Annotated in this window: 22 protein-coding genes, 1 tRNA gene and 1 pseudogene; 13 read left to right on the top strand and 11 right to left on the bottom strand. The window is 44.6% G+C overall.

Annotation, left to right across the window (positions count from 1 at the left end; genetic code table 11):
* Positions 1-140: 140 nt before the first annotated feature.
* The 4 genes and pseudogenes from IM462_RS21230 to rlmN form a co-directional block, all read right to left on the bottom strand.
* A pseudogene (locus IM462_RS21230) lies at positions 141-242 on the bottom strand (ChaN family lipoprotein); the annotation flags it as partial.
* Positions 243-340: 98 nt separating this feature from the next.
* A complete protein-coding gene (cpcD/petH, locus tag IM462_RS10685) occupies positions 341-1,540 on the bottom strand; it encodes a bifunctional rod-capping linker CpcD/ferredoxin--NADP reductase PetH (RefSeq protein ID WP_287701786.1) in 1,200 nt (399 codons plus the stop codon).
* Positions 1,541-1,826: 286 nt separating this feature from the next.
* Positions 1,827-2,051: a rod-capping linker protein CpcD gene (gene cpcD, locus IM462_RS10680; protein WP_287701784.1), complete on the bottom strand. Its 225-nt coding sequence runs from the start codon at positions 2,049-2,051 to the stop codon at positions 1,827-1,829.
* Between the two features lie 281 nt (positions 2,052-2,332).
* Positions 2,333-3,346: a dual-specificity RNA methyltransferase RlmN gene (gene rlmN, locus IM462_RS10675; RefSeq protein WP_287701782.1), complete on the bottom strand. Its 1,014-nt coding sequence runs from the start codon at positions 3,344-3,346 to the stop codon at positions 2,333-2,335.
* Between the two features lie 355 nt (positions 3,347-3,701).
* Between rlmN and rimK the strand changes: the two genes are divergently transcribed.
* On the top strand, positions 3,702-4,607 hold the full coding sequence (gene rimK / locus IM462_RS10670) for a 30S ribosomal protein S6--L-glutamate ligase (RefSeq protein ID WP_002776181.1): 906 nt from the start codon (positions 3,702-3,704) through the stop codon (positions 4,605-4,607).
* 155 nt (positions 4,608-4,762) lie between these two features.
* Here rimK and IM462_RS10665 read toward each other — a convergent pair whose 3' ends face one another.
* Positions 4,763-5,818, bottom strand: coding sequence for an ABC transporter ATP-binding protein (locus tag IM462_RS10665; protein ID WP_287701780.1), 1,056 nt, complete (start codon positions 5,816-5,818; stop codon positions 4,763-4,765).
* A 123-nt stretch (positions 5,819-5,941) separates the two neighbouring features.
* On the opposite strand from IM462_RS10665, the gene IM462_RS10660 reads away from it, so the two are divergent.
* Both IM462_RS10660 and IM462_RS10655 read left to right on the top strand, forming a co-directional pair.
* On the top strand, positions 5,942-6,622 hold the full coding sequence (locus IM462_RS10660) for a nucleoside phosphorylase-I family protein (RefSeq protein ID WP_287701778.1): 681 nt from the start codon (positions 5,942-5,944) through the stop codon (positions 6,620-6,622).
* Positions 6,623-6,676: 54 nt separating this feature from the next.
* Positions 6,677-6,758 (top strand) — tRNA-Leu (locus tag IM462_RS10655).
* A 116-nt stretch (positions 6,759-6,874) separates the two neighbouring features.
* Here IM462_RS10655 and IM462_RS10650 read toward each other — a convergent pair.
* Both IM462_RS10650 and IM462_RS10645 read right to left on the bottom strand, forming a co-directional pair.
* Positions 6,875-7,753 carry an Rpn family recombination-promoting nuclease/putative transposase gene (locus IM462_RS10650; RefSeq protein WP_287701776.1) on the bottom strand — a complete coding sequence of 293 codons (879 nt, stop codon included), beginning with the start codon at positions 7,751-7,753 and terminating at the stop codon, positions 6,875-6,877.
* Positions 7,754-7,840: 87 nt separating this feature from the next.
* The gene (locus IM462_RS10645) at positions 7,841-8,599 is read right to left on the bottom strand and encodes a PEP-CTERM sorting domain-containing protein (RefSeq protein ID WP_287701774.1); all 759 of its coding nucleotides are present in this window, start codon (positions 8,597-8,599) and stop codon (positions 7,841-7,843) included.
* A gap of 327 nt (positions 8,600-8,926) precedes the next feature.
* Between IM462_RS10645 and IM462_RS10640 the strand changes: the two genes are divergently transcribed.
* From IM462_RS10640 to IM462_RS10610, 7 genes are all read left to right on the top strand, one after another.
* On the top strand, positions 8,927-9,823 hold the full coding sequence (locus IM462_RS10640) for an ABC transporter permease (RefSeq protein ID WP_002799574.1): 897 nt from the start codon (positions 8,927-8,929) through the stop codon (positions 9,821-9,823).
* A gap of 129 nt (positions 9,824-9,952) precedes the next feature.
* A complete protein-coding gene (locus IM462_RS10635; RefSeq protein WP_287701773.1) occupies positions 9,953-10,285 on the top strand; it encodes a hypothetical protein in 333 nt (110 codons plus the stop codon).
* Positions 10,286-10,485: 200 nt separating this feature from the next.
* On the top strand, positions 10,486-10,677 hold the full coding sequence (petP, locus tag IM462_RS10630) for a cytochrome b6f subunit PetP (RefSeq protein WP_002742483.1): 192 nt from the start codon (positions 10,486-10,488) through the stop codon (positions 10,675-10,677).
* Between the two features lie 22 nt (positions 10,678-10,699).
* Positions 10,700-11,776 carry a Get3/ArsA fold putative tail anchor-mediating ATPase NosAFP gene (locus IM462_RS10625; protein ID WP_287701771.1) on the top strand — a complete coding sequence of 359 codons (1,077 nt, stop codon included), beginning with the start codon at positions 10,700-10,702 and terminating at the stop codon, positions 11,774-11,776.
* A 6-nt stretch (positions 11,777-11,782) separates the two neighbouring features.
* Complete coding sequence (gene chlG, locus IM462_RS10620) at positions 11,783-12,763, top strand: chlorophyll synthase ChlG (protein ID WP_066029547.1); 981 nt, start codon at positions 11,783-11,785, stop codon at positions 12,761-12,763.
* Between the two features lie 367 nt (positions 12,764-13,130).
* Complete coding sequence (locus IM462_RS10615) at positions 13,131-13,859, top strand: Bax inhibitor-1/YccA family protein (RefSeq protein WP_287701769.1); 729 nt, start codon at positions 13,131-13,133, stop codon at positions 13,857-13,859.
* A gap of 88 nt (positions 13,860-13,947) precedes the next feature.
* A complete protein-coding gene (locus tag IM462_RS10610) occupies positions 13,948-14,118 on the top strand; it encodes a CAB/ELIP/HLIP family chlorophyll-binding protein (protein WP_002742489.1) in 171 nt (56 codons plus the stop codon).
* 51 nt (positions 14,119-14,169) lie between these two features.
* On the opposite strand, the gene IM462_RS10605 is transcribed toward IM462_RS10610, so the two are convergent.
* Positions 14,170-14,790: a neutral zinc metallopeptidase gene (locus tag IM462_RS10605; RefSeq protein WP_287657734.1), complete on the bottom strand. Its 621-nt coding sequence runs from the start codon at positions 14,788-14,790 to the stop codon at positions 14,170-14,172.
* A 408-nt stretch (positions 14,791-15,198) separates the two neighbouring features.
* On the bottom strand, positions 15,199-16,257 hold the full coding sequence (gene acsF / locus IM462_RS10600) for a magnesium-protoporphyrin IX monomethyl ester (oxidative) cyclase (protein WP_287662215.1): 1,059 nt from the start codon (positions 16,255-16,257) through the stop codon (positions 15,199-15,201).
* Positions 16,258-16,446: 189 nt separating this feature from the next.
* Here acsF and rpmF point away from each other — a divergent pair, with 189 nt between their 5' ends.
* The 3 genes from rpmF to IM462_RS10585 all read left to right on the top strand — a co-directional run bounded on the left by rpmF (position 16,447) and on the right by IM462_RS10585 (position 18,138).
* Positions 16,447-16,629, top strand: coding sequence for a 50S ribosomal protein L32 (gene rpmF / locus IM462_RS10595; RefSeq protein ID WP_002742494.1), 183 nt, complete (start codon positions 16,447-16,449; stop codon positions 16,627-16,629).
* 88 nt (positions 16,630-16,717) lie between these two features.
* The gene (locus IM462_RS10590; RefSeq protein ID WP_287701767.1) at positions 16,718-17,317 is read left to right on the top strand and encodes a sulfite oxidase-like oxidoreductase; all 600 of its coding nucleotides are present in this window, start codon (positions 16,718-16,720) and stop codon (positions 17,315-17,317) included.
* A gap of 350 nt (positions 17,318-17,667) precedes the next feature.
* Positions 17,668-18,138: a hypothetical protein gene (locus IM462_RS10585; RefSeq protein WP_287701765.1), complete on the top strand. Its 471-nt coding sequence runs from the start codon at positions 17,668-17,670 to the stop codon at positions 18,136-18,138.
* A gap of 29 nt (positions 18,139-18,167) precedes the next feature.
* Here the strand turns inward: IM462_RS10585 and IM462_RS10580 are convergent, their stop codons facing one another.
* Together IM462_RS10580 and groL are read right to left on the bottom strand one after the other, a co-directional pair.
* Positions 18,168-20,057, bottom strand: coding sequence for an ABC-F family ATP-binding cassette domain-containing protein (locus IM462_RS10580; protein WP_287701763.1), 1,890 nt, complete (start codon positions 20,055-20,057; stop codon positions 18,168-18,170).
* 336 nt (positions 20,058-20,393) lie between these two features.
* Positions 20,394-22,067: a chaperonin GroEL gene (gene groL, locus IM462_RS10575; protein WP_002759846.1), complete on the bottom strand. Its 1,674-nt coding sequence runs from the start codon at positions 22,065-22,067 to the stop codon at positions 20,394-20,396.
* Between the last annotated feature and the right edge of the window lie 291 nt (positions 22,068-22,358).

Raw genomic sequence — 22,358 nt, 5'->3', positions numbered from 1 at the left:
GGTCTTGGCTGTTTATATTTTAACCAATAAATTGCTGTATTGCAAGCATAGTGAGCTTTTAAAGATAAATTATTGTTTTATTGGTCAGCAATAATTGTCTGTTTTTTATTTAATTTTACATGACAAGTTCGGAAGAGCCGAATTTCTTTTTGGCTATTAGTAAAACTCCAGGCCCGGGGCAGCAAAATAAACAGCAAGCAGAGGGCAAGGAAAACGGGAAAAAAGCGTCGAGAGAATTTCATCTTTTTAAAGGTCTTTCAAAAAACCGATCTTAACCGAAGCCAAGAAAAAAAGGGTGGACAATGCCCACCCGAAAAAATTTTCAGAGAACCTTTCTGGTTTAGTAGGTTTCTACGTGCCAGCGATGTTCTTTTTTCAGTTGTTTCTGATAGACAGACCAATCAGCGCCATTTTTAGCGGCAGCACCACTGATAGCATCGTCGATACCATCTTCCATCCCTTTCAGTCCGCACATATAAGCGTGGGTTTTGGGACTTTGGAGTAGATTCCAGATTTCGTCAGCGTGTTCGGCTACCCGGTGTTGAATATACATTCTGCCGCCCTGGGGATTTTGCTGTTCCCGGCTGATGGCATAGGTGAGACGGAAGTTATCGGGGAATTCCGCCGCGATTTGCTCTAATTCTTCTTGGTAAAGAATATTGGCCGTTTTGGGAACTCCGAAAATCAACCAAGCTAGACCTTTGAATTTATAATCTTCGTGTTGTTCCTTGAACATCCGCCAGAGAAAAGCTCGGAAGGGAGCGATTCCCGTCCCAGTGGCCATCATAATGATAGTGGCATCTTCATCACCCGGTAGCAGCATTTCCTTACCCACCGGACCAGTAATAGCCACATCGTCCCCCACCCCTATATTACAGAGATGGGTGGAACAAACCCCATAAACGGTTTCCTTGGTTTCTGGGTGCTGGTATTCTAACTGACGCACGCAGAGGGATACGGTTTTATCGTCTAATTTATCACCATGACGGGTGGAGGCGATCGAATAGAGTCTCAATTTATGAGGTTTGCCATTAGCATCGGTACCCGGGGGGATAATACCGATACTTTGCCCTTCTAAATAGCGTAAATCGCCCCCAGAAAGGTCAAAGGTGACGTGTTGTACGATGCCGATACCCCCCTCATCAACGAGAGCATAATTCTCGATACATTTGCCGATAAAGGGTTGGTTCGGACGGTAGATATTGACGGGGATATCTGTTTTTTCTTTCGCTTGAGTCATGGCCTTTTTCTTGGTCTGTTCGGGGACGGGCGATGATTGAGCGATTGGCTGTGGTGTGGAGGCACTAGAAACAGTTGCTACGGGGGCAATCCCATTTAAGGGTTTGATGCTGACGATACGACCACCTAAACGGGTAATCCGACGCATTTCTTGATTCATGCGACTGTAGGGAACCGTGAAAAACACGCTTCCACTCTGACGGATTGAATAATCCAAGCTGTCAGTATTGTCGTTTTGATTGAGACCCGCCACTTCGTAAACAAATAAACGGTTTCCCGCTAGTGTACTCGGACTGTACATTAAATATAACTCCCAACTCAAGTCACGATAATCGTTCCATAGTTTAGCCTACCATCGGTACACTACACCTAGGCCTAATTGAGAGTTATCTTAAAAAAACCACAGACATCGCTTTTATCTTTGGCTAAGGATAGGTTAAGTCTCTGGTTAAAATCTGTTACATTTGCAGCATTTTACTTTTTATTAAGATTTATGTTACTTTTTCCCATTTATGCTAAAAATCCCCCTAGTTTGCCTGATGAGGGCAAGAGCGGGGGACAAATATTAGCGATAATTATTTTATGAACTACTCGGACGCAGCAGCGTTTAAGGGTTTAATGCTGACGATGCGAGCGCCTAAACGGGTAATCCGACGCATTTCTTGATTCATGCGGCTATAGGGAACGGTTAAAAAGACACTGCCACTCTTACGGATAGAATAATCTAGGTTATCAGTATTGTCATTTTGACTCAAACCGACGACTTCATAGACAAAAAGGCGATTTTCTTTGGCACTAGAGAGACTTTGCATCGAAATGGCTCCGACATTGATGTTATAGTTCTCTAGTTTAGCCTAGCAGGGAGACTAGCAATCTAGTTAGGGTTTGCGGCAAAAAGTTTCTCGTGGGGCCAGGGTGTGGGGTGTAGGGTGTAGGGTGTAGGGTTTTATTTTAAGGTACTTTTCCCCTGAAATTTCCCCCCGATCCCTCCAATGGCTGGCACTTTTTGATTTTCCAAAAGTCTAAAAGTCTTAACCAACAAGGTTTTTAGATTTATTCAGCCAACCCTAGTTAATGGCCGATTTACGGCCGTTCATTGTACCATGACGCTCGATCGCAATTGTCCACAGGCCGCATCGGTCGCTAAACCTCTCGAATAACGGACAGTAACGGCGACTTTTTCCTGTTCTAAAATAGTTTTAAAAGCCTTAATTCTCTTTTCATCAGGCCGTTGATAATCCACCTCCTGAATGGGATTATAGGGGATTAAATTGACGTGAGACTGAAACCCTTTCACCAGTTTGACTAATTCCCCTGCGTGTTCGGGTAAATCATTCACTCCCGCTAAAAGAATGTATTCAAATGTCACCCTTCGTCCCGTGATTTGAACGTATTCCTGACAGTCTTGGATCAGATTAGTTAGAGGATAATGGTCGGCACTGGGGATTAATTTAGATCGAACTTGTTGATTAGAAGCATGGAGACTAACAGCAAAAGTTATTTGCAAATTATGTTCCGCTAATTGCTTGATTTTATGGGGTAATCCCACGGTAGAAATCGTTAAACAACGCTGACCGATACCCACATCTTGATTCAGGGAATGAATCGCTGTCACCACTTCGGGGATATTTAATAAAGGTTCCCCCATACCCATAAACACCACATGACTAACTCGCTGTTGAAAATCCTCCTGTACTGTTAACACTTGGTCAACGATTTCATACGCTTTTAAATTACGAGTAAACCCCCCTTTTCCCGTGGCACAAAAATCACAGGCCATGGGACAACCCACTTGGGAAGAAACACAGACTGTCAATCTTTTTTCACTGGGAATTCCCACCGCTTCGATAATTAAACCATCGGCCAGTTTTAGCAGATATTTACGAGTGCGATCGGGTGCTACACTGCGATAATGTATAAGGGAACGACCGATAGGATAATCCGCCAGCTTGCTGCGCCATTCTTGGGGGAATACGGAAATATCCGCCAAAGAATGCGCCCCTTTTTCGTATAGCCATTGGTGTAATTGTTTACCCCGATAAGCGGGTTGTCCCTGGTCTTTTACCCAGTCGGTCAGTTCCTCTAAAGATTTCGCTAGTAAAGTCATAAGTAGGTAGGCGTTAAAAATTATCAGACACCCCCGTTATCAAGGGTAGGGTTGATTCATGAATCAACCCTACCTTATTAAGGGGGGATCAAGGGGGGATTAAAGGCAAAATCCATTTTTAATTTAATTATAACCAGCTACTTAAACTGAGCCTGACGACAAAAATAAATCTAGTCTTAAGCTTGCTCTTTTTTACTTTTTACTTAACCCAACTTTTCAAAGGGGAACTGTCAGTGCCATAATAATCGATGGACTTCGATCGAGAACAGAAATTTTATGAGTTGCCAGCAAAAAAAGTCAATATGGGGAAATAAGGAGCTATTCAGTTGTAAAAGCAATATTTAAGCGAAAATTTATGAAAATCGCTATTTTATCGCAAGATGCTTCTCTTTATTCCACCAAGCGACTGAAAGAAGCGGGAGAAGCTCAAGGCCATGAGGTACGAGTGATCAATTATTTGCGCTGTTACATGAACATCACCTCCCATAAACCCACGGTTGTTTATAACGGTAAACCCTTAGAGAGTTTCGATGCGATTATCCCCCGTATTGCCGCCTCAAAAACCTTCTATGGAACCGCAGTAGTCCGACAATTCGAGGTGATGAATGTTTTTACTGCCAACGACTCGCAAGCAATTTCCCGGTCGCGGGATAAATTGCGTTGTCTGCAAATCCTGGCCAGGGAAGGGATAGGTTTACCGGTGACGGGAATTGCTCACGCAACTCAAGATATCGATGGTTTAATCGAAACCGTCGGCGGCACCCCTCTAGTGATTAAATTATTAGAGGGAACCCAAGGTATTGGCGTAGTCTTAGCGGAAACCGACCAAGCAGCCAAGTCAGTTATTGAAGCTTTTCGGCAACTAGAGGCTAATATTCTAGTACAAGAGTATATTAAAGAGGCCAGTGGGGCAGATCTGCGCTGTTTTGTCATCGATGGAAAAGTGGTGGCCTCGATGAAGCGACAGGGGGCCGAAGGGGATTTTCGTTCTAATCTTCACCGCGGTGGCAAAGCAGAAAAGATAAAATTAACCCCAGAGGAACGCAGTACGGCTATACGGGCCACTAAAGCCATGGGTTTACGGGTTGCGGGTGTGGACCTATTGCGGTCCAATCACGGGCCTGTGGTTATCGAGGTGAATTCCTCTCCCGGTTTGGAAGGAATAGAAGCGGCCACCGGTGTGGATGTAGCCAAAAAAATTATCGATTTTGTCGCTAAAAATGCCACCCTAGTCCTAAATCGCGATCGATATCAATATTAGCTGTCAGCCTTGCATCAGTTATCAGTTATCAGTTATCAGTGGGTAAGTTATCAGTCAATAGTATTAAGCGATAAGCTCGGAGCTGCCTTTTTACTAAAAAAAATCTCCCCACACCCCACACCCCACACCCCTTAAACAGGATTTAGTATCAGTTATCAGTCGGCAAATACACGGACGCTATCGGGAATAATTGATAGTTTTACCTTTGTACCGATGTCTAATTGGGTGTTAATCGTTGTTCTAGCGTGGATTTGGCTGCCGGTAGCCGTTAGCAGACAATAACGGTATTCCCGCCCCAAAAATTGGCGATCGCAAATAACCAGATCTCCCGTCTCATCCGGCTTAATTTTGACATCTTCCTCTCTCAGCATCAATTCCCCTTTGTCCAAATCTTGACCATCAGGGATTTCCCAGACTCCTATCTCGGTTTGCCATTGTCCACCCTTCCGTCTAGCGGGGAGAAAGTTAGCTTGGGTGACAAACTCAGCCACAAATCGCGAGGCCGGATGACTATAAATTTCTTCGGGATTGTTAATTTGTTCTAATTTTCCTTGACAAATGACCGCAATTGTGTCACTGATCACCATTGCTTCCTCCTGGTCGTGGGTGACAAAAATGGCCGAGATACCAGTCGCTTTCAGGATATGACGGATCTCGTGCCGTAAGCGTTGCCGGACCTGCACATCGAGATTACTTAAAGGTTCATCTAAGAGGATTAAAGAGGGTTTTGGGGCTAAAGCGCGGGCGAGGGCGACTCTTTGCTGTTGTCCTCCCGATAGCTGATGGGGATAACGTTTTTCTAGTCCTTGCAGTCCGACTAAATCCAAAGTTTCCGCCACCCTAGCGTTAATAGCTCTGCTCGATAATTTCTCCCCAGAATTTTTTAACCCAAAGGCGATATTGTCAGCAATGGTTAAATGGGGAAAAAGAGCGTAATCCTGAAAAACCATGCCCGTATTGCGTTTTTCCGGGGGAATAAAGGTTTTTTCGTCGGCAACTATTCGCCCTCCCAATTCAATCACTCCTTGAGATGGTTTTTCAAATCCCGCAATCATCCGCAGTAGAGTGGTTTTACCGCAACCCGACGGACCCAATAATCCGAGAATTTCGCCCTCTGTTAAACTAAAACTGATATTATCGACAGCTAGAGTAGGAGAAGCGGGAAAACGCTTGTTAACCTCGGATAAACGCAGAATGACAGACTTTTTCATGGTGAGAAAGACAATCGCCCAGTCAGTGGCAGGGCTATTTACTTAAGAATTATTCCTAATTAGTTCACTATTATTGTTTATAACATCTCACTGGACTAATTAGGAAACTTTCTCAAAAATTTCATGCTCACACCTGAAGATATTATTCTCGTTCCCCGGGGGGCCGAGCATAGCTCAATCCGTCGAGGATTAAGGAAAATCGGCGATTTAGCCCCGCAAATTATCCCGATTAACCTTGGCGCTCCAGAATTCCTCGACAGTTCCCCAGTCTCTAGGCAATCTCTAGAATTTCTTAATAAGCTCACAGGAAAAATTGTGCTGATGGGATTAGCGGGCAGTCTCAGCGATCGCTATCGAGTCGGAGATGGGGTAATCTATCAAGGTTGTGGCACAGAAACGGGGAGTTATTGGCAGTGCGAACCAGAAATAACCGCAGAAATCGCCCAATTAACCGGATATAGTCTTGTTAAAGGTTTAACCAGCGATCGCCTGATTAGCCGATCCGAGGAAAAACGACGTTTAGGACAAGGGGGCTATGAAGTGGTAGATATGGAAGGAGCAAGGATTTTAGCGGCTTTACCGGGGCAAAAAGTGGCAATTGTGCGCGTGATTAGCGACGAGGTGACGCAGGATTTACCCGATTTAGCCCCGGCAATTGATAATCAAGGTCAGCTGCTACCATTGCCCCTAACTCGACAAATGTTAATCCGTCCTCTCCCGGCCTTCCATTTGATTCAAGGTTCCCTAAAAGGTTTATCCGTACTAACTCAGGTGGCGCGAAAGTTGTGCGGCAGTAATTTTTAAAAGTTGCTTGCAGATTATTTTTTTTCTGTGCTATAGTGATTAAGCTAAAATCAAGCGGATGTGGTGGAACTGGTAGACACGCACGTTTGAGGGGCGTGTGGCTTACGCCTTGCGAGTTCGAGTCTCGCCATCCGCATAAACTTTTATCTGCCCTCTGACAAGAATTGCCCTTGTCACCTATCGTCAGGGATGGATATTTGGCCATCAAAATTTCCTAACTCATCCTTTCAGGTGGCTTAGGTTTGACTAAGTTTAGTTAAGCGGTTGCGAGGGGCGATTTAGCCAAAGCACTAGGTCGTTTAAGGTTGTAAAATCCAACAAAGCCTCAGCCAAGGACTCTAATTGCTCGATTTCTAAAGCCTGAATTCGGGCAGCCAACACCTCATCCACCGCACCAAAGCGACGTTGCAACAGACGCAAAATCAGGGCAGATTCTCCTTCCAGTCGTCCTTCCAGTCGTCCTTCCAGTCGTCCTTCTTCCTTGGCTTCACGATATACCCTTGTATCTGCCAATTGTAGTCCTAGCATCGCTTCCACCTCCTGCCGACTCAAGTTAGTAAATTTATAAACCATAATTGTGGCAATCATTTCTATTATGGCGCGACTGGCTTCTGTATCTGCAATTTGCTCTTGGGTTCGTGCCAGTAAATAGCGGGCTTTTTCTGGTGCTTGGGTTTCTTCCACAGTAGTGAGTACCATCAAGGCAACTCCTAGGGGTAACTGCTGAATTTCGCCTAATTCTTTCAGATAAATTCGATGCACTTGAGGACAATTGAGCAGCGCCCGGTAGGGATGGGCATTACTTTGTTCTAGGCTACGGGTGGGATAGATGACAACAATTTGCCAATCGGTAAATCGTTCTCGCTGACGATAAAAATACAAAAATGATTCACCAAATACCCGTTCATAGAGTCGTTCGTCTTTTTGAAATTGCACTTCACAAAAATAAATCACCCCATTACTATCAGTATCAGGTGGCAGGAATACGCCATCGATCTCAAATTTGGGTTCTTTGACGGCTACGGAGTCAAAGCGGTATTCGGTGGCATTATCTGGCGGGTTTTCCAGTAAATCGAAGAGAAGGGAGGGGGATTGTTGAAAAAGCCGGTAAAATATCGAGTCTCGTTTCATGATGATCGGGATTGCACCATAGCGATCTTCCCATGAAACCCCAAAAAAATAGAGAGAGGAAACCCGCGTCTCCTCTCCCTTGGGGCATTATTTTCTAGCTTTGCGGACAGCACCCCCTAGCATTAAACCGCCCAGTGTGATAAAACCAAGAAGGCTAGAGGGTTCGGGGACAGTGACTGCTGGAGTCGGAACTGTCAGCACGGAGGAGATGCCATATAACCGGCTGATACCAAAGCGGTTGGAATCGTCCATGGTAATCCACTCAGCTGTAATCGAACTGGCGCGCCCGTATCTTACTTGCCCCAGGGAGCCACCACCAAGTCTTCCATTCTCCGCTGTTCCATTGTTGTTGGTCCCTGTCCAGACTAGCTCATTCAATTGCAGATCGTCAGGAGTGCGATTGATAGCGGTTTGGATGCTGCCATCCCAGAGATCGGCATTATTGTTGGCGACCCGGTTGCCATCTATGAGATAGATCGGAACACCCGTACTCAATGTCGGATTAGTACCCGTATTATCACGGGCATCGACTGAAGCAGTAGAACCGATCGCCTTCCAAGTAATCGTATTCGGGTCAATTCCAGCCGCATTTAAAGCCTGATAGAGAGCCGTATCAGTCGTCCCTGGCAATATAGAGAGCCGTACTTGACTGGTGACAAAGTTATTGTAGTCGTCGATGTCGGTGCTTGTTGCATCCCGTTTGCCTTCAGTGACAAACACTAAACGATACTGAGCGCCGGGAGCCAAGCCAGGTGGGACGACCACCAAAGCAGCTTGTGCTGCACTAGCCGTTCCCAGAGTAGCCAGGGCAACCCCAGCGGAGACAATGCCGAGTTGTAATTTCATAAAAAAGGGTTAATGGTAAATGGTTTGAGTGCGTGACATTTCGATTCGGGTTAAGCAATAGGGCAACCCAAAACAATGACAAGCGAATGGTCAAAGGTAAATTACACACTTCCCCCCCACATTGTATTAAAAGCTACAATTTAATAAATATTTACATTCCTCTCCCCCAGGGCTTGCGCCCCTTGTATATTGGAGAAGTGGTAGGGTGTAAGCCTTTTCTTCGAGAGGATTTGCCGATCACCGAGACCCCAAGAGAGCCATCTGATCACTTATAAACTGTTGACTATCTAAATTACTCGTTAAGACTGCATTAGAGGTAAATATTTCATGAGCCAAACCATCACACCTTCTTCCTTAAAAGCTAGTTTAGCCCCCAATCCCACTAGAGCAGCAACGGTGGACGATGGGGGAAATGTGCTAGGGGAATTTCTGCAAGAAACTCTGGCCATGACTAAACGTCTGTTCATCCAATTACAACGTCGTCCTTCAACCCTAATCGCGGGGGTAATTCAGCCCTTTATGTGGCTGATTTTATTCGGGGCATTGTTTTATAAGGCTCCCCAGGGTCTATTCGGCAACGATCTCAGTTATGCTAAATTTCTCGCCCCCGGGGTGATTGTCTTTACCGCTTTTTCTGGGGCCCTCAATGCCGGTTTGCCGGTAATGTTCGATCGAGAATTTGGCTTCCTTAACCGTCTCTTGGTGGCACCTTTAACCACTCGTTACTCGATCGTGGCCGCTTCTACCATCTATATTATCGCCCTCAGTTTCATCCAAACCGCCTCGATCGTGGCTGCTAGTGCCTTTTTAGGGGCAGGATTGCCCAGTTTAGCCGGATTAGGTGCGATCGCTTTGATTGTTTTCCTAATAGTTTTGGGTATGACTGCCTTAAGTCTCAGTTTAACCTTTGCTCTCCCCGGACATATCGAATTAATCGCCGTCATTTTCGTCACCAATTTACCGCTTTTATTTGCCAGTACCGCCCTCGCTCCCTTAAACTTTATGGCAGATTGGTTACAAGTAATCGCTAGTCTCAACCCTCTTACCTATGCGATCGAACCGATCCGTTATATTTATTTCAATCAGCACTGGTCTTTTGATAGCATAGTCTTACAAACCCCTTGGCTTGACCTCAATTTCTTGACAGTTTTAGGCCTGCTCTTAGCTTTTGATCTGCTAATACTTTTGGCAATTCAGCCCTTACTTCGTCGTCGTTTTGCTTAAATCAGTTATCAGTTATCAGTTACCAGTTATCAGTTATCAGTTATCAGTTTACTGTTCACTGTTCACTGAAAAGCCTACAACTTTCTCACCACCAAAAACTAGATAATTTTCTGAGGAGTTATTTGGATTATGAATACTCAAAAAATGTTACTCAAATCGTCTTTATTTCTAGCTACTATTTTATTAGTCGGGGCTGATTTTAGTCCGCAAGTGTTAGCTCAAAGCTTGAACCCCAGTCAGCCGGATTATCAAAAAAATGAACGTAGTTCCGATGGCAGGGATGATCTCGGTGGTTTTAATCCTCTAGACTTGATTCATAATAGTAATTTTCGTCGTAGCCGGGACGGATCGGAATTTCAGGAAGATACTCGCAATAATATCAACGAAGCGGCCGAGGAGTTTAAACGCAAGCAAAGGGAACAACTGGAAAATCTGCAAAATCCTGCCCCAGAAACCAAATAAAACCCCTTTTTGATTTGCCTTTTGCTCATCCTAACCAGGAGGTTGATTTTGTCCTATTGCTTAGTATATATGATCGCTAAGTGCAGATGATCTGAGAAAGACCGATAACTGAAGAGCATTGGGGGGTTTATCTGACACGAATTTATATTAAACTTAGGATTGGTTTATTGAATTATCGTCTTATTAAAACTGTGGAAGTAATGGAAATCGGGCAAAAAGTCAAGGTCTGTCGCTTACGAGACCGCGTTAACTCGGATGTAGCGGGTAAATTGGGTAAAGTGGGTGTCATCAAAAATTTTAAGATGACCGATGGCAGCGGTGTTGGTGCTGTTGTCCAGTTCGATGATAAGACCGCTACTTGGTTTTTTGAGGATGAACTCAAACTCATCTAAATATAACGCTTAGGAATTAATTATGTCCTTAATTTTGACCTTTTTGGGCAAGGGGGGCAGCGGTCGCAGTACAATAGCGATCGCTTCGGCAAAGAAAATGGCTGGTCTGGGGTCAAAAGTTCTCTTGATCGGTCATGATCCTGGCCCCGCTTGGGGATTACTCCTCAAGGCCTCCCCTAGCTCCTCCGTCACGGAAATTGCCCCCAATCTCTCGGTTGTCCAGCTTAATAGTACGCAGTTACTAGAAAAAAGTTGGGAAGAAGTCAAGGAATTGGAAAAGCAGTATTTGCGTTCTCCTACCTTGAAAAATGTTTATGGTCAAGAGTTGGGCATTTTACCCGGTATGGACCAAGCTCTAGCTTTAAATTTTCTGCGGGAACAGGATAAAAGCGGAAATTACGATGTTATCATCTACGACGGCAGCGGAGATATCAACAGCCTGAGAATGTTGGGGATTCCCGAGGTAGGTGGCTGGTATTTACGGCGTTTTCGGCAGGTTTTTAGTGATTCCGAGATTGGTCGCACCCTTTCTCCCTTTTTCCAACCGATCGCCGCTGCCGTGCTGAATTTCTCCTTTAATCCCGACGGTTTAGGGCAGAAGGCCGATAATAACATTTTAGACGAGGGGCGCTCCGCTTTAGCCGATCCCCGGCGAGTTTTAGCCTATCTAGTCACCAATGATGATCCAATTGCGATCGCAGATGCCAAATATCTTTGGGGTGCGGCGCAGCAAATCGGTTTAAATGTGGGGGGAGTGATTTTTAATCGCTGTCAGAGTGCTACGGAGGATTTTGCCCCGCTGCCGGCCGCGATTTTACCCTACCGTCAAGGAGAAGATTGGCAGGAGTTAATCGCCGAGTTACCCAATTTTCTCACGGTGCAGCCGCCCAAACCGTTAATAATCGATACGGCAGCCGGTCAGGTCAAGGTTTATTTACCCGGATTCGAGAAAAAACAGGTAAAACTGACGCAATCAGGTCCAGAATTAACCATCGAAGCCGGGGATCAACGGCGTAATATTGATGTACCACCGCCTCTAACCGGACGAGCGGTAAAAGGGGCAAAATTCCAAGACGGTTACTTAATTATTTCTTTTTAAGGGATTATGTCGAACACCGAGATCGAAAACAAGGACGAGCGAGGGGCCAAAACTCGCCAATTATTGGGCATGAAAGGGGCCTCATCGGCAGAAACCTCCCTCTGGAAAATCCGCTTACAATTGATGAAGCCGATCACTTGGATTCCTCTCATTTGGGGGGTTGTCTGTGGGGCTGCTTCATCAGGTAATTATACTTGGTCTTTAGAAGATGTCTTAAAAGCAGCCACCTGTATGTTACTTTCCGGTCCGTTGATGACCGGTTATACTCAAACTTTAAATGATTTTTACGATCGAGAAATCGATGCAATTAATGAACCCTATCGTCCGATTCCTTCGGGGGTCATTTCTATTCCGCAAGTGGTCGGCCAGATTTTGGTTTTATTAGCAGCTGGGTTAGGAATATCTTATCTTCTCGATCGCTGGGCTGGTCATGATTTCCCGATCATGCTCTGTTTAACCCTATTTGGTTCTTTTATCGCCTATATTTATTCAGCACCACCTTTAAAATTAAAACAAAATGGTTGGCTAGGAAATTATGCCCTCGGTGCTAGTTATATAGCATTACCTTGGTGGGCAGGTCACGCCCTTTTTGGTCAGTTAAATGGGACAATTATGATCCTAACCCTCATCTATAGTCTGGCGGGTTTAGGCATTGCTGTGGTCAACGACTTTAAAAGTGTGGAAGGTGACGAAAAATTAGGCTTAAAATCCTTGCCAGTTATGTTTGGAATTACGACCGCTGCTTGGATTTGTGTGATTATGATCGATGTTTTTCAGGCAGGAATTGCGGGTTATCTGATTAGTATTCATCAGAATCTTTATGCCGCTATTTTACTGTTATTAATTATCCCTCAGATCACTTTCCAAGATATGTATTTTCTGCGGGATCCGCTCAAAAATGATGTCAAATATCAAGCCAGCGCCCAGCCTTTTCTAGTGTTAGGAATGTTGGTGACAGGTTTGGCTTTAGGTCAGGGGATACTCTGAAGATTGTAGTTAATAAAAACAGGAAATATCCAGTTTATAGGACATAATCGCCTTGAATTGGGCTTCGGTTTACGGTAACTTGATCCGTCAAGAGGGGTGAAAATAGATTTTCGGTTCGATCCCCCCTTAATCCCCCCTTGATAAGGGGGGTGCCGATCCCGCCTTGATAAGGAGGGCATCTGACAATTTTTAATACCTACCTACTTAGCTCGATTCCTAGTCTTTTCGTTACAATCAAGAGGGAATCGATGCCGGGGAGAAGATTACTTTTTTTCTTCCCTCCGATTCGCCATTCTTGACGAACTAATCAAGAATAGTTTCTGTTTAACAAGATTGATTGAGACAAGTATCTCGAATCCTAGTAACCATGAGTAATACCAGTAATTTTCGCCAAGCTTTACGCGAGGCTAAAAGCCAAGCACTTATCGGCCCTAATGTTATCCCCAAGGCCCTGCCCTATCTCGGTGGCGGTCTAATTTTAACTGCGGTGGGAACCTATGGCGGTTTAGGTGTGATCCAATCCTATCCCCAGATTTTCTTCCCGACTTTCTTTGTCGCCATAGTTGCCGAGATTATTTTATTTTTTGTCGCGCGTAATAGTGCGGAAAGCGGCAATAAAAGCACTGCTCTGCCCCTCCTGACTCTCTATAGCCTTCTTTCTGGCTATACTCTCAGTGGAATCGTCTATGTGGCCTTAGGTACTTCCGGTGTTGGTTTGCGGGGAGTGGCAATTGCTGCCCTCGGTTGCGGCATCGCTTTTGTGTTGGGACGGAATATCGGCTCGAATCTGTCGGAAAAAGATGGTTTAGCACTGACTCAAACCGTTAGCATCGGTATTCTCGCTCTTTTTATTGTTCTCATTGGTCAGCTAATTTTCTCTATCTTTGGTGGCGGTACTCCCACCTGGTTAGAAATCGCCATTTCTGGCATCGGGGTTTTCTTGTTTGCCGGCTCCGCAGTGGTGGACTTTTACATCTTGCCCCGTACCTACAGAGATGAACAGTATCTCAGTGCTGCTTTATCGATGTATTTGACCTATATCAACCTATTTATCTTTATTCTGCGCCTTTTAATCGCTCTTAACGGTCGAGATTAGGGCAAATAGAGAGGAGTTAGAAATTAGTTACAACCTAACTTCTAACTCCGCTAGAATAGTAAAGAAATGTAAACAGCCCGTAAAGATCATGACTGAACCACAACCGACTCAAACCCCCAAATTAGAAGATCCCAAATTTGGTTTTAATGACTATGCCGAGCGCCTCAACGGTAGGGCCGCTATGATTGGTTTTGTGATCACCCTGTTGATCGAGTATCTAACTGGCCAAGGTCTGTTATCTTGGTTAGGGTTACAGTAGTTTTTTAGGCTTTTTTAGGCATTCTAGGGGAAATACAGTCTTGAGTGTTAGTTAACGCATACAGGCTTGATGATTTTCCCCGTAGAATCCTTGCAGGACCGAATCACCTCGCTGTTGTGGTGTGCCGTGGGAGCGATTGGGAGCTTCAAAATCGCCCACTTCCGAGGCCGCTTCCGCTAGAAGTTTTCCTGCTATTATATAATCCTGTTTGGATAAACTTCTTGCTTCGGTAAATAACCAAGAAAGGGTATCTCCCGCTAGACAATCGGCCTGTAATTCAATGCCGATGCTCATTCCGCCTTCATCGATGCCACCGATACCCCGATTCCACTGAACAGCGTGAGCAGCCTCGTGAGCGACGGCGTAAAGGGGAAATAGGGGATTATCACTAATGCGAGTGACTTGCTGGAGATTGACGTAAACTGTATTATCTACAGTGCAGAAAGCCGCTAGGGAAATTACACCGCAGGGAGTGGTTATCGGGCCATCACTTAACAAATACTTAAAATTGATCTGGTGTAATTGAGCCGTATATTCAATTACCGCTTCTAAGGCATCCGTAATATCGTCTGCTTGCGCTCTCTGGGCTAGAGGGGATAAAATCAAGAGGGAACTACAGGAAACAGCAGATATCAGGGATAATAAACGTTTACGGCCAGAGTTAGGTTTCATGATACTAACAAAGTCGGGAGTAAGGAAGAAGTTTAATTGATCTGAATTAGCCTAGTGCTATGGTCACAATTCTAAAGGCTATATCTAAGACTTCCAGAGAAAATACAGAATTTACGCAGCTTTTGATCGAAGTTTACAGAATTTTTCCTCAAGGTTTAGGAAATTAATTTGGCACGACCACTTAGGGTCTGCTGAAAAAGTTTTTCGTGAGGGTAGGGTGTGGGGTGTGGGGTGTGGGCTTCGGCCGTGAGCTCAGCGTTCGACCGAGCTCACGCCGAGGTCCGAACGGGTGTGGGGTGTGGGGTGTAGGGTGTGGGGTGTAGGGTGTAGGGTGTGGGGTGTGGGAATTATGAATTATGAATTGGAAATTGGGGAGTTTTTTGCTGTGAACTGATAACTGATAACTGATTAAAGTACCATTTCTCTGGTGGCTTCTGCATCTATGGGTTTAATCAGATACAATCGCAACAGATCCCCGACGATACCTAGCTGTAAGGGTAACTTACGCATTGTTTTTAGCCATTGAGGAGAGCTACTTTCATCGATCGCTTTTAATTGTAAATTACGTTCGGCACAACGGTTTAAACGGGGAAAAAATTGGGTATGGTCCACATTTAAAATGGTGGGAAAAGCGCGAGCGGAGGTATTATTAGTCTGACGAATTACCTCTTGATCAAAAGCGATCGCATCCATTCCCAAAGCATCATAAAAGTCTGAGCGTTCGCGTACAGTTAAACTATGGGTAGCAAAGACGGAAAGCAGGAAAAAACGACTCCATAATCTCGATCGCCAATTATTCCACAATTGTGGTTTAGCTCGCAGTAAGGTTTTAAATATATCTCCGTGGCGATTTTCGTCCTGACACCAACTCTCGAAGTAATTAAAGAGAGGATTAAATTTATACTCTGGATGTTCTTCTAAATGACGATAAATGAGGATATAACGCCAATAACCGATTTTTTCGGAGAGATAGACCGTATATAATACCCATTCAAGGGGGAAAAAGGTGTAGGTGCGGGTTTTAGTAATTTTGGCTAGATCGAGGGAAATATTAAAGTCAGCCATGGCTTTATTGAGAAATCCTGCATGGCGCGCTTCATCTCTAGCCATAAGATGAAATATCTCCCCTAACAAGGGATTACGGCTTTTTAGTTGTCGTGACAGTTCCTTAAATAACAAAAAGCCGGAAAATTCGGAGATACAGGAGCGTTCTAGGTAATCTATAAAAGCATTTCTCGTTTTTTCATCGAGATTATCTTGATAGTTCTCAAATTCTTGCTGACGTTCAAAGTGATGCCGGTTGTAATCGGTCCGCATCTCCTCTAACATCGCTTTGATTTCGGTTTCTTGCAAAGAAAGGTCAAAATTAGCGGCAGCCTCAAAATCGGTGGTATAAAAACGAGGGGTGAGGATAGTTTCGCGCAGAACAGCTTTTTTCTGGGAGGGAGGTTCGACGGTAGTGACCATGATGGAAATTACTTGACTACATAGCTATATAAGATTTTAAACATAAATAGGTAAGCCAATGATAATTATTAAGTTTTATCAATATTTTGGGCAGTAGTGAGTAGGGGATAAAGACAAGTTGGCGAGCCGATTAGGGAAATAGGGAGTAGAATAGAAAGGTTGTGAGTCTATAACTATCGTTAAAATACTATGGCTTGTCCCAAGAAGAAAACCTCAAATGCCAAGCGCGACCAACGGAGAGCGCACTGGAGAAAGCAAGCGGCTCGGGAAGCGCAAAAAGCCTTATCTTTGGGTAAATCTGTTCTTTCTGGTCGTTCTAACAGCTTTGTCTATCCCACTAAAGAGGAAGAAGAAGGGGAAGACGAGGAATAACTTGATGGTGGGGAGTGAGGTATAGAAAACCTTTTCGCTCCCTAATATTTTAAGATTTGTTTAGGGTTTTCGTTGTGAGTCTCAACTAATGTTAGGCAAATTCTTTAAAAAACCAGAATCTCCCGATCAAGACCGAGTTCCTCCGGGCCAATATCTCGCTAGTGGTTTTCCTGTGCTTACCTACGGAGATACTCCCCAAATCAAGACCGAGGAATGGTTATTCAAGGTTTGGGGAAAGGTGGCCACGACTAAAATTTTTAACTGGTCGGATTTTATGGTCTTACCGCAGTCGGAATTTACTAAGGATTTTCACTGTGTCACCCGTTGGTCAAAATTAGATGTGACTTGGACAGGAATTAAGGTATCGGATTTTATGGCCTTAATTGACCTGTTGCCGGAAGCTACCCACGTCATGCAACACTGTTATGGTGGTTATACCACTAACCTCACCCTAGAGGAATTCCTGCACGAGGATAATTTTTTCGCTTTTCAACTGTTTGGTCAACCTTTACCCCCCGACCACGGTGGTCCGCTGCGCTTAGTTGTTCCCCATCTCTACGCTTGGAAAAGTTCTAAATGGATTAATGGCTTAGAATTTCTCGATCAAGAGCAATTGGGTTTCTGGGAACTTAATGGCTACCATCGACGAGGCGATCCATGGTTGGAGGAACGTTATGGCGGTTTTTGACGATTTTTGTCTTAAAATAGGGTGATATCAGCAAACGGAAGTTACCCCCCCCACAAAAGAGCATTCGGGTTTCCTTTTCTTGTACCCATGTAATTGAAGTTTTCTTAAGGTTTATAGGGATAGACAGAGTACCTCATAGAAATTACCCCGAAGACTGGTTGTAGTCATTGATCACTGATAACTGAAATAATGGCTCTCTTAGGTTTGGTGGGTAAAATGTATTCTAAGATACAGTCTTACGAGCAAGTGAGTGGAACGAACCACTCCAGACACAAAGGACACAAAGACCGATCGCTACTATATAAGTTAAACTTATCACACAAAGAATAAGAGAGCCAAATAACCGACTAATGAAAAAGAGGATATTGACTTTACTATTAGCTTTGCTTTTAGTTGCTAACATGAATAGCCAAGGGGTTTTAGCAGTGACGATCGATTTTCAATGGTTGGGAAATCAGGGTTATACAGCTAAAGGTTCTTTTAGTTATGATGAAAAAACGGCCCCGACTATCTTTTCAGAAAAAGGTTCGGGAAAGATGCAAGTTTTAGAAGATTTTCAGGTATCTTTTTATGATAACAGTGGTCAAGAGATCGCTAAATACGATAATGTCAGCGAGGGAATTTCCTCGGCTAATTATTTTCAGTTTAATTTTAATACCAAAACCGGTCAAGTTTTTGGCTCGATCGATCTTGGGGGTGAAGGGATGGGGGAAATCTATCTTCAAGGGGTGGTTAACGATAATTTGGCACTCTTGCGGGTGGAGTCGGTAGATCTGGTCATGGATGAGGATGATTCACCGGAAATTATTACTCAGTTTTGACTAAATTGATCGGGAAAATAGGGATTATCCTAGCCTAATTTTTCCGCTAATTCTAACCAGCGATCGGTTAAATTATCAATTTTTTGACTCAATTGAGCTAATTCTTCGGTCAGAGCGGTTATTTTGGTAAAATCTTCTAGGGGTTCTCCATAAAGTACCTGTTCAATTTCAGCTTTTTTTGATTCTAAAATTGGTATTTGTTTTTCGATGTCTTCGTATTCTTTTTTCTCTTTAAAAGAGATTTTCTTATTGACGGGTGAGGGAGAAGCTTTAACAGTTTTTGGGGTGACTTTTTTTTCTTTGGGTTCCTCCTCCTCTTTTTTCTGATCGAGATAAAGGGAATAATTACCCGGATATTGACGGATATTACCCCCGGTTTCAAAGGAAAAAATAGTATCAACTACTCGATCGAGAAAATAGCGATCATGGGAAACAACGATCACACAACCGTTAAAGTCCTCTAAATATTCTTCTAAAATTGCTAAAGTCTGCACATCGAGATCATTGGTGGGTTCATCTAAGATTAAAACATTAGGCGCACTCATCAAAACTCGTAGTAAAAATAAGCGTCGTCTTTCTCCCCCAGAAAGTTTATAAATTGGTGCATACTGTTGATCGGGAGGAAAGAGAAATTTTTCTAACATCTGGGAAGCGGTAATCACGCTGCCGTCTAGGGTTTTGACTAATTCGGCCACACTTTTCAGATATTCGATCACTCTTTGATTTTCGTTAATATTGAGATCATCGGATTGTTGATCGAAGTAACCAATATGAATAGTGGAACCGATGTCAACTGTGCCTGAATCGGGGAGAATTTTCCCGGTAATAATATCCATGAGAGTAGATTTTCCTACCCCATTACTGCCAATAATACCGATGCGATCTTCGGGAGTAAAAATATAGGTAAAATCTTTAATTAAAGTGCGATCTCCGTAAGCTTTCGAGATCTTTTCTACTTCAATAACTTTTTTGCCGATGCGTCTTCCTGCGGTGGCAATATCGACTTTTCCCTCCACCTGTTTAAATTCCTTATTACCCATTGCCTGAATGCGATCAATCCGCGCTTTTTGTTTGGTACTGCGCGCTTTTGGTCCCCGGGATAACCATTCTAATTCCCGTCGTAAAACTCCCGCGTGTTTGCGTTGACTACTGGCGATCGATTCTTCCGCTAAAGCTTTTTTTTCTAGATAATAGGCATAATTACCAGAATAAGTAGATAAATCTCCCCGATCAATTTCAATGATGCGATTAGTCACTCGATCGAGAAAATAGCGATCGTGAGTAATTAATAATAATCCTCCCCGAAAACGGGACAAATAACTCTGTAACCACTCCACGGAAAGCGCGTCTAAATGGTTTGTGGGTTCATCCATCAATAAACAGTCAGGATCGGCTAAAAGTGCGGTAGCGATGGCGATTCTTTTGCGATATCCCCCCGATAAATCTCCCACGCGAGCATTAAAATTATCGATGCCCAGTTTACTTAAAATAACTTTAGCATTGGTTTCTAAATCCCAGGCGGCAAGTTTATCAATTTGTTGCGAAACCCTTGACAAACGTTCCATAATAGTATCCAGATTTTCTGGCTCATGGACAAGGCGATCGGACAATTCCTCGTATTCCTTAATTAAAGTCATGCTCTCGCCACTATCTGCGAAAACCTGCTCTAAAACCGTTTTATCGTCGTCTAGCTCCGGTTGCTGGGGTAAATAGACGATTTTCATCCCGGAATTGATTTGAATTTCGCCACCATCGATCGCTTCTAACCCGGCGATCATTTTCAATAGGGTCGATTTTCCCGATCCATTCGTACCGATCAGGCCGACTTTATCGCGATCATCGAGGCTAAAACTCGCATCTTTGAGAATTTCCTTGATACCGAAGTCTTTTTTGAGCGATCGAACCGTCAGCAGTGTCATGATTTCTGGGAATAATCCTTCTTTTCTAGTTTGACATACTCCCACCGTCAAGCTAGGCTGTGACGGGGGATTCTTTCTACATTGTTGTTAGAAATTCCGGCGTTCCTGATTTGAGGTATGAATCTTCTTTGGTAGAATTTCTTAAAACCTAGACCCAAACTAACTTTTGCACGGGAACCTGAACAGTTGGCATTCATACCTTGATTCAGCAACGCCCTGCTGAAAAAGTTTTTCCCGAGGAAAAAAAACCTGTCCCTAATGCCGACGATAACCAGAAAAGGGACAGATTGGCTCAATTGCATGAGATTATTTTCAAGGGCCAGACGGCATCAGGAATTACATCATGCCCATGCCGCCCATGCCGCCCATGCCGCCCATGCCGCCCATGCCGCCCATGCCGCCCATATCAGGGGCTGCGGCTTCTTTAACGGGTTTTTCGACCACGAGGGCTTCGGTCGTTAGGACCATACCGGCGATAGAAGCGGCGTTTTGAACGGCTGACCGCACCACTTTAGCCGGATCGATAATTCCGGCGGCGATTAAGTCTTCGTACTTGCCGGTGAGGACATTGTAACCGACGCTAAAAGCGGTTTCGCGCACACCTTCCACGATCACATCCCCTTCCACACCGGCGTTATTAGCTAACTGACGCAGGGGGGCTTCTAGGGCTTTAGCGACGATATCGGCGGCGACTTTTTCCTCATCGTTAGTGAGAGAAGCTTTGAAAGCCTTCACCTTAGAAGCCAGATGAATCAAGGTTGTACCACCGCCCGGGACGATACCTTCTTCCACGGCGGCTTTGGTGGCATTGAGGGCATCTTCGATGCGGAGTTTGCGATCCTTGAGTTCGGTTTCTGTGGCTGCCCCGACCTTAATGACGGCCACACCGCCGGCTAATTTAGCGATGCGTTCCTGTAATTTTTCCTTATCGAATTCGGAATCGGTTTCTTCTAACTGTTTTTTCAGTTGGGCGAGACGTTTCTGCACATCGGCCTTATTGCGGCTGTCCCCAGAGGCGACAATAATTGTATTGTCTTTCTCTAGGGTAATTTTTGCCGCTTGCCCCAGCAGATCGAGGCTAACCGTGTCAAGACTTAAGCCCACTTCTTCGGAAATCAGACGACCGCCGGTGAGGATGGCGATATCTTGTAAAACCGCCTTGCGACGTTCCCCAAAACTGGGGGCCTTGATGGCGACGACATTTAAGACTCCCCGGGCCTTGTTGACCACTAGAGTGGCTAAGGCTTCGCCGTCCACATCTTCGGCGATAATTAATAGGGGACGACCTTGACGGGCAACGGCTTCGAGGACGGGGACTAATTCTGCGATCGCACTGATTTTTTTATCGGTAATCAGGATCAGGGGGTTGTCGTACTCGACGATCTGTCTTTCCTGATCGGTGATGAAATAGGGAGAGATATAACCGCGATCGATCTGCATCCCTTCCACTACTTCTAATTCCGTGGTTAGGGATTTCGATTCTTCCACGGTGATTACGCCATCGGTGGTGACTTTTTCCATGGCGGTGGCGATCATTTGTCCCACTTCTTCATCGTTGCCGGAAGAAACGGTGGCCACTTGAGCGATCGCATCTCCGGCGATCGGTTTAGCTACGGCGGCGATTTCTTCCACCAGATAGGCGATGGTTTTGTCTAGTCCGCGTCTTAAAGCGACGGGATTGGCCCCGGCGGTAACGTTTTTCAGACCTTCTTTAATTAAAGCCTGGGCGATGATGGTGGCGGTGGTGGTGCCATCTCCCGCTAAATCTTTGGTTTTTGCCGCTACTTCCTGAATTAATCTCGCCCCGGTGTTTTCGAGGGGATCGGACAATTCGATTTCTTTGGCGACGGTGATGCCGTCATTAACGATCTGGGGGGCGCCGTATTTCTTTTCTAACAAGACATTGCGTCCTTTCGGACCGAGGGTGATTTTTACCGCATCGGCCAAGGCGTTGACACCTCTTTCTAGGGCGCGACGGGATTCATCTTTAAAGGCAATGATTTTGGACATGGTATCGCTGTTGTGATAGGACTCCTTATAGTTAATTTAGCACTCTTAGGGCTTGAGTGCTAATCCAGGTGTGCGGTTATTGAGGAGATAACGATGTTGAGGGGATCAGGGTAAGCTAAACGGCTTTTACTTCGGATCACCGATATAGACTCCAAAAGGGTTATAGCTATTGGATCATGCAGGTTAAGCGCCGTTTAGCTTATGATGTCCCTAGCGCAGACTGAATTGAGTTAAAAAAAATAAAAATTCATCAAGATTTATTAATAATTGCAGAAAATCAATGATAACTAT

Source organism: Microcystis sp. M144S2, assembly GCF_020246065.1.
In the GTDB taxonomy this organism is placed as follows: domain Bacteria; phylum Cyanobacteriota; class Cyanobacteriia; order Cyanobacteriales; family Microcystaceae; genus Microcystis; species Microcystis ichthyoblabe_A.
Note: the sequence above shows the minus strand (reverse complement) of the source record. Positions and strands in the feature narration are given on the sequence as shown.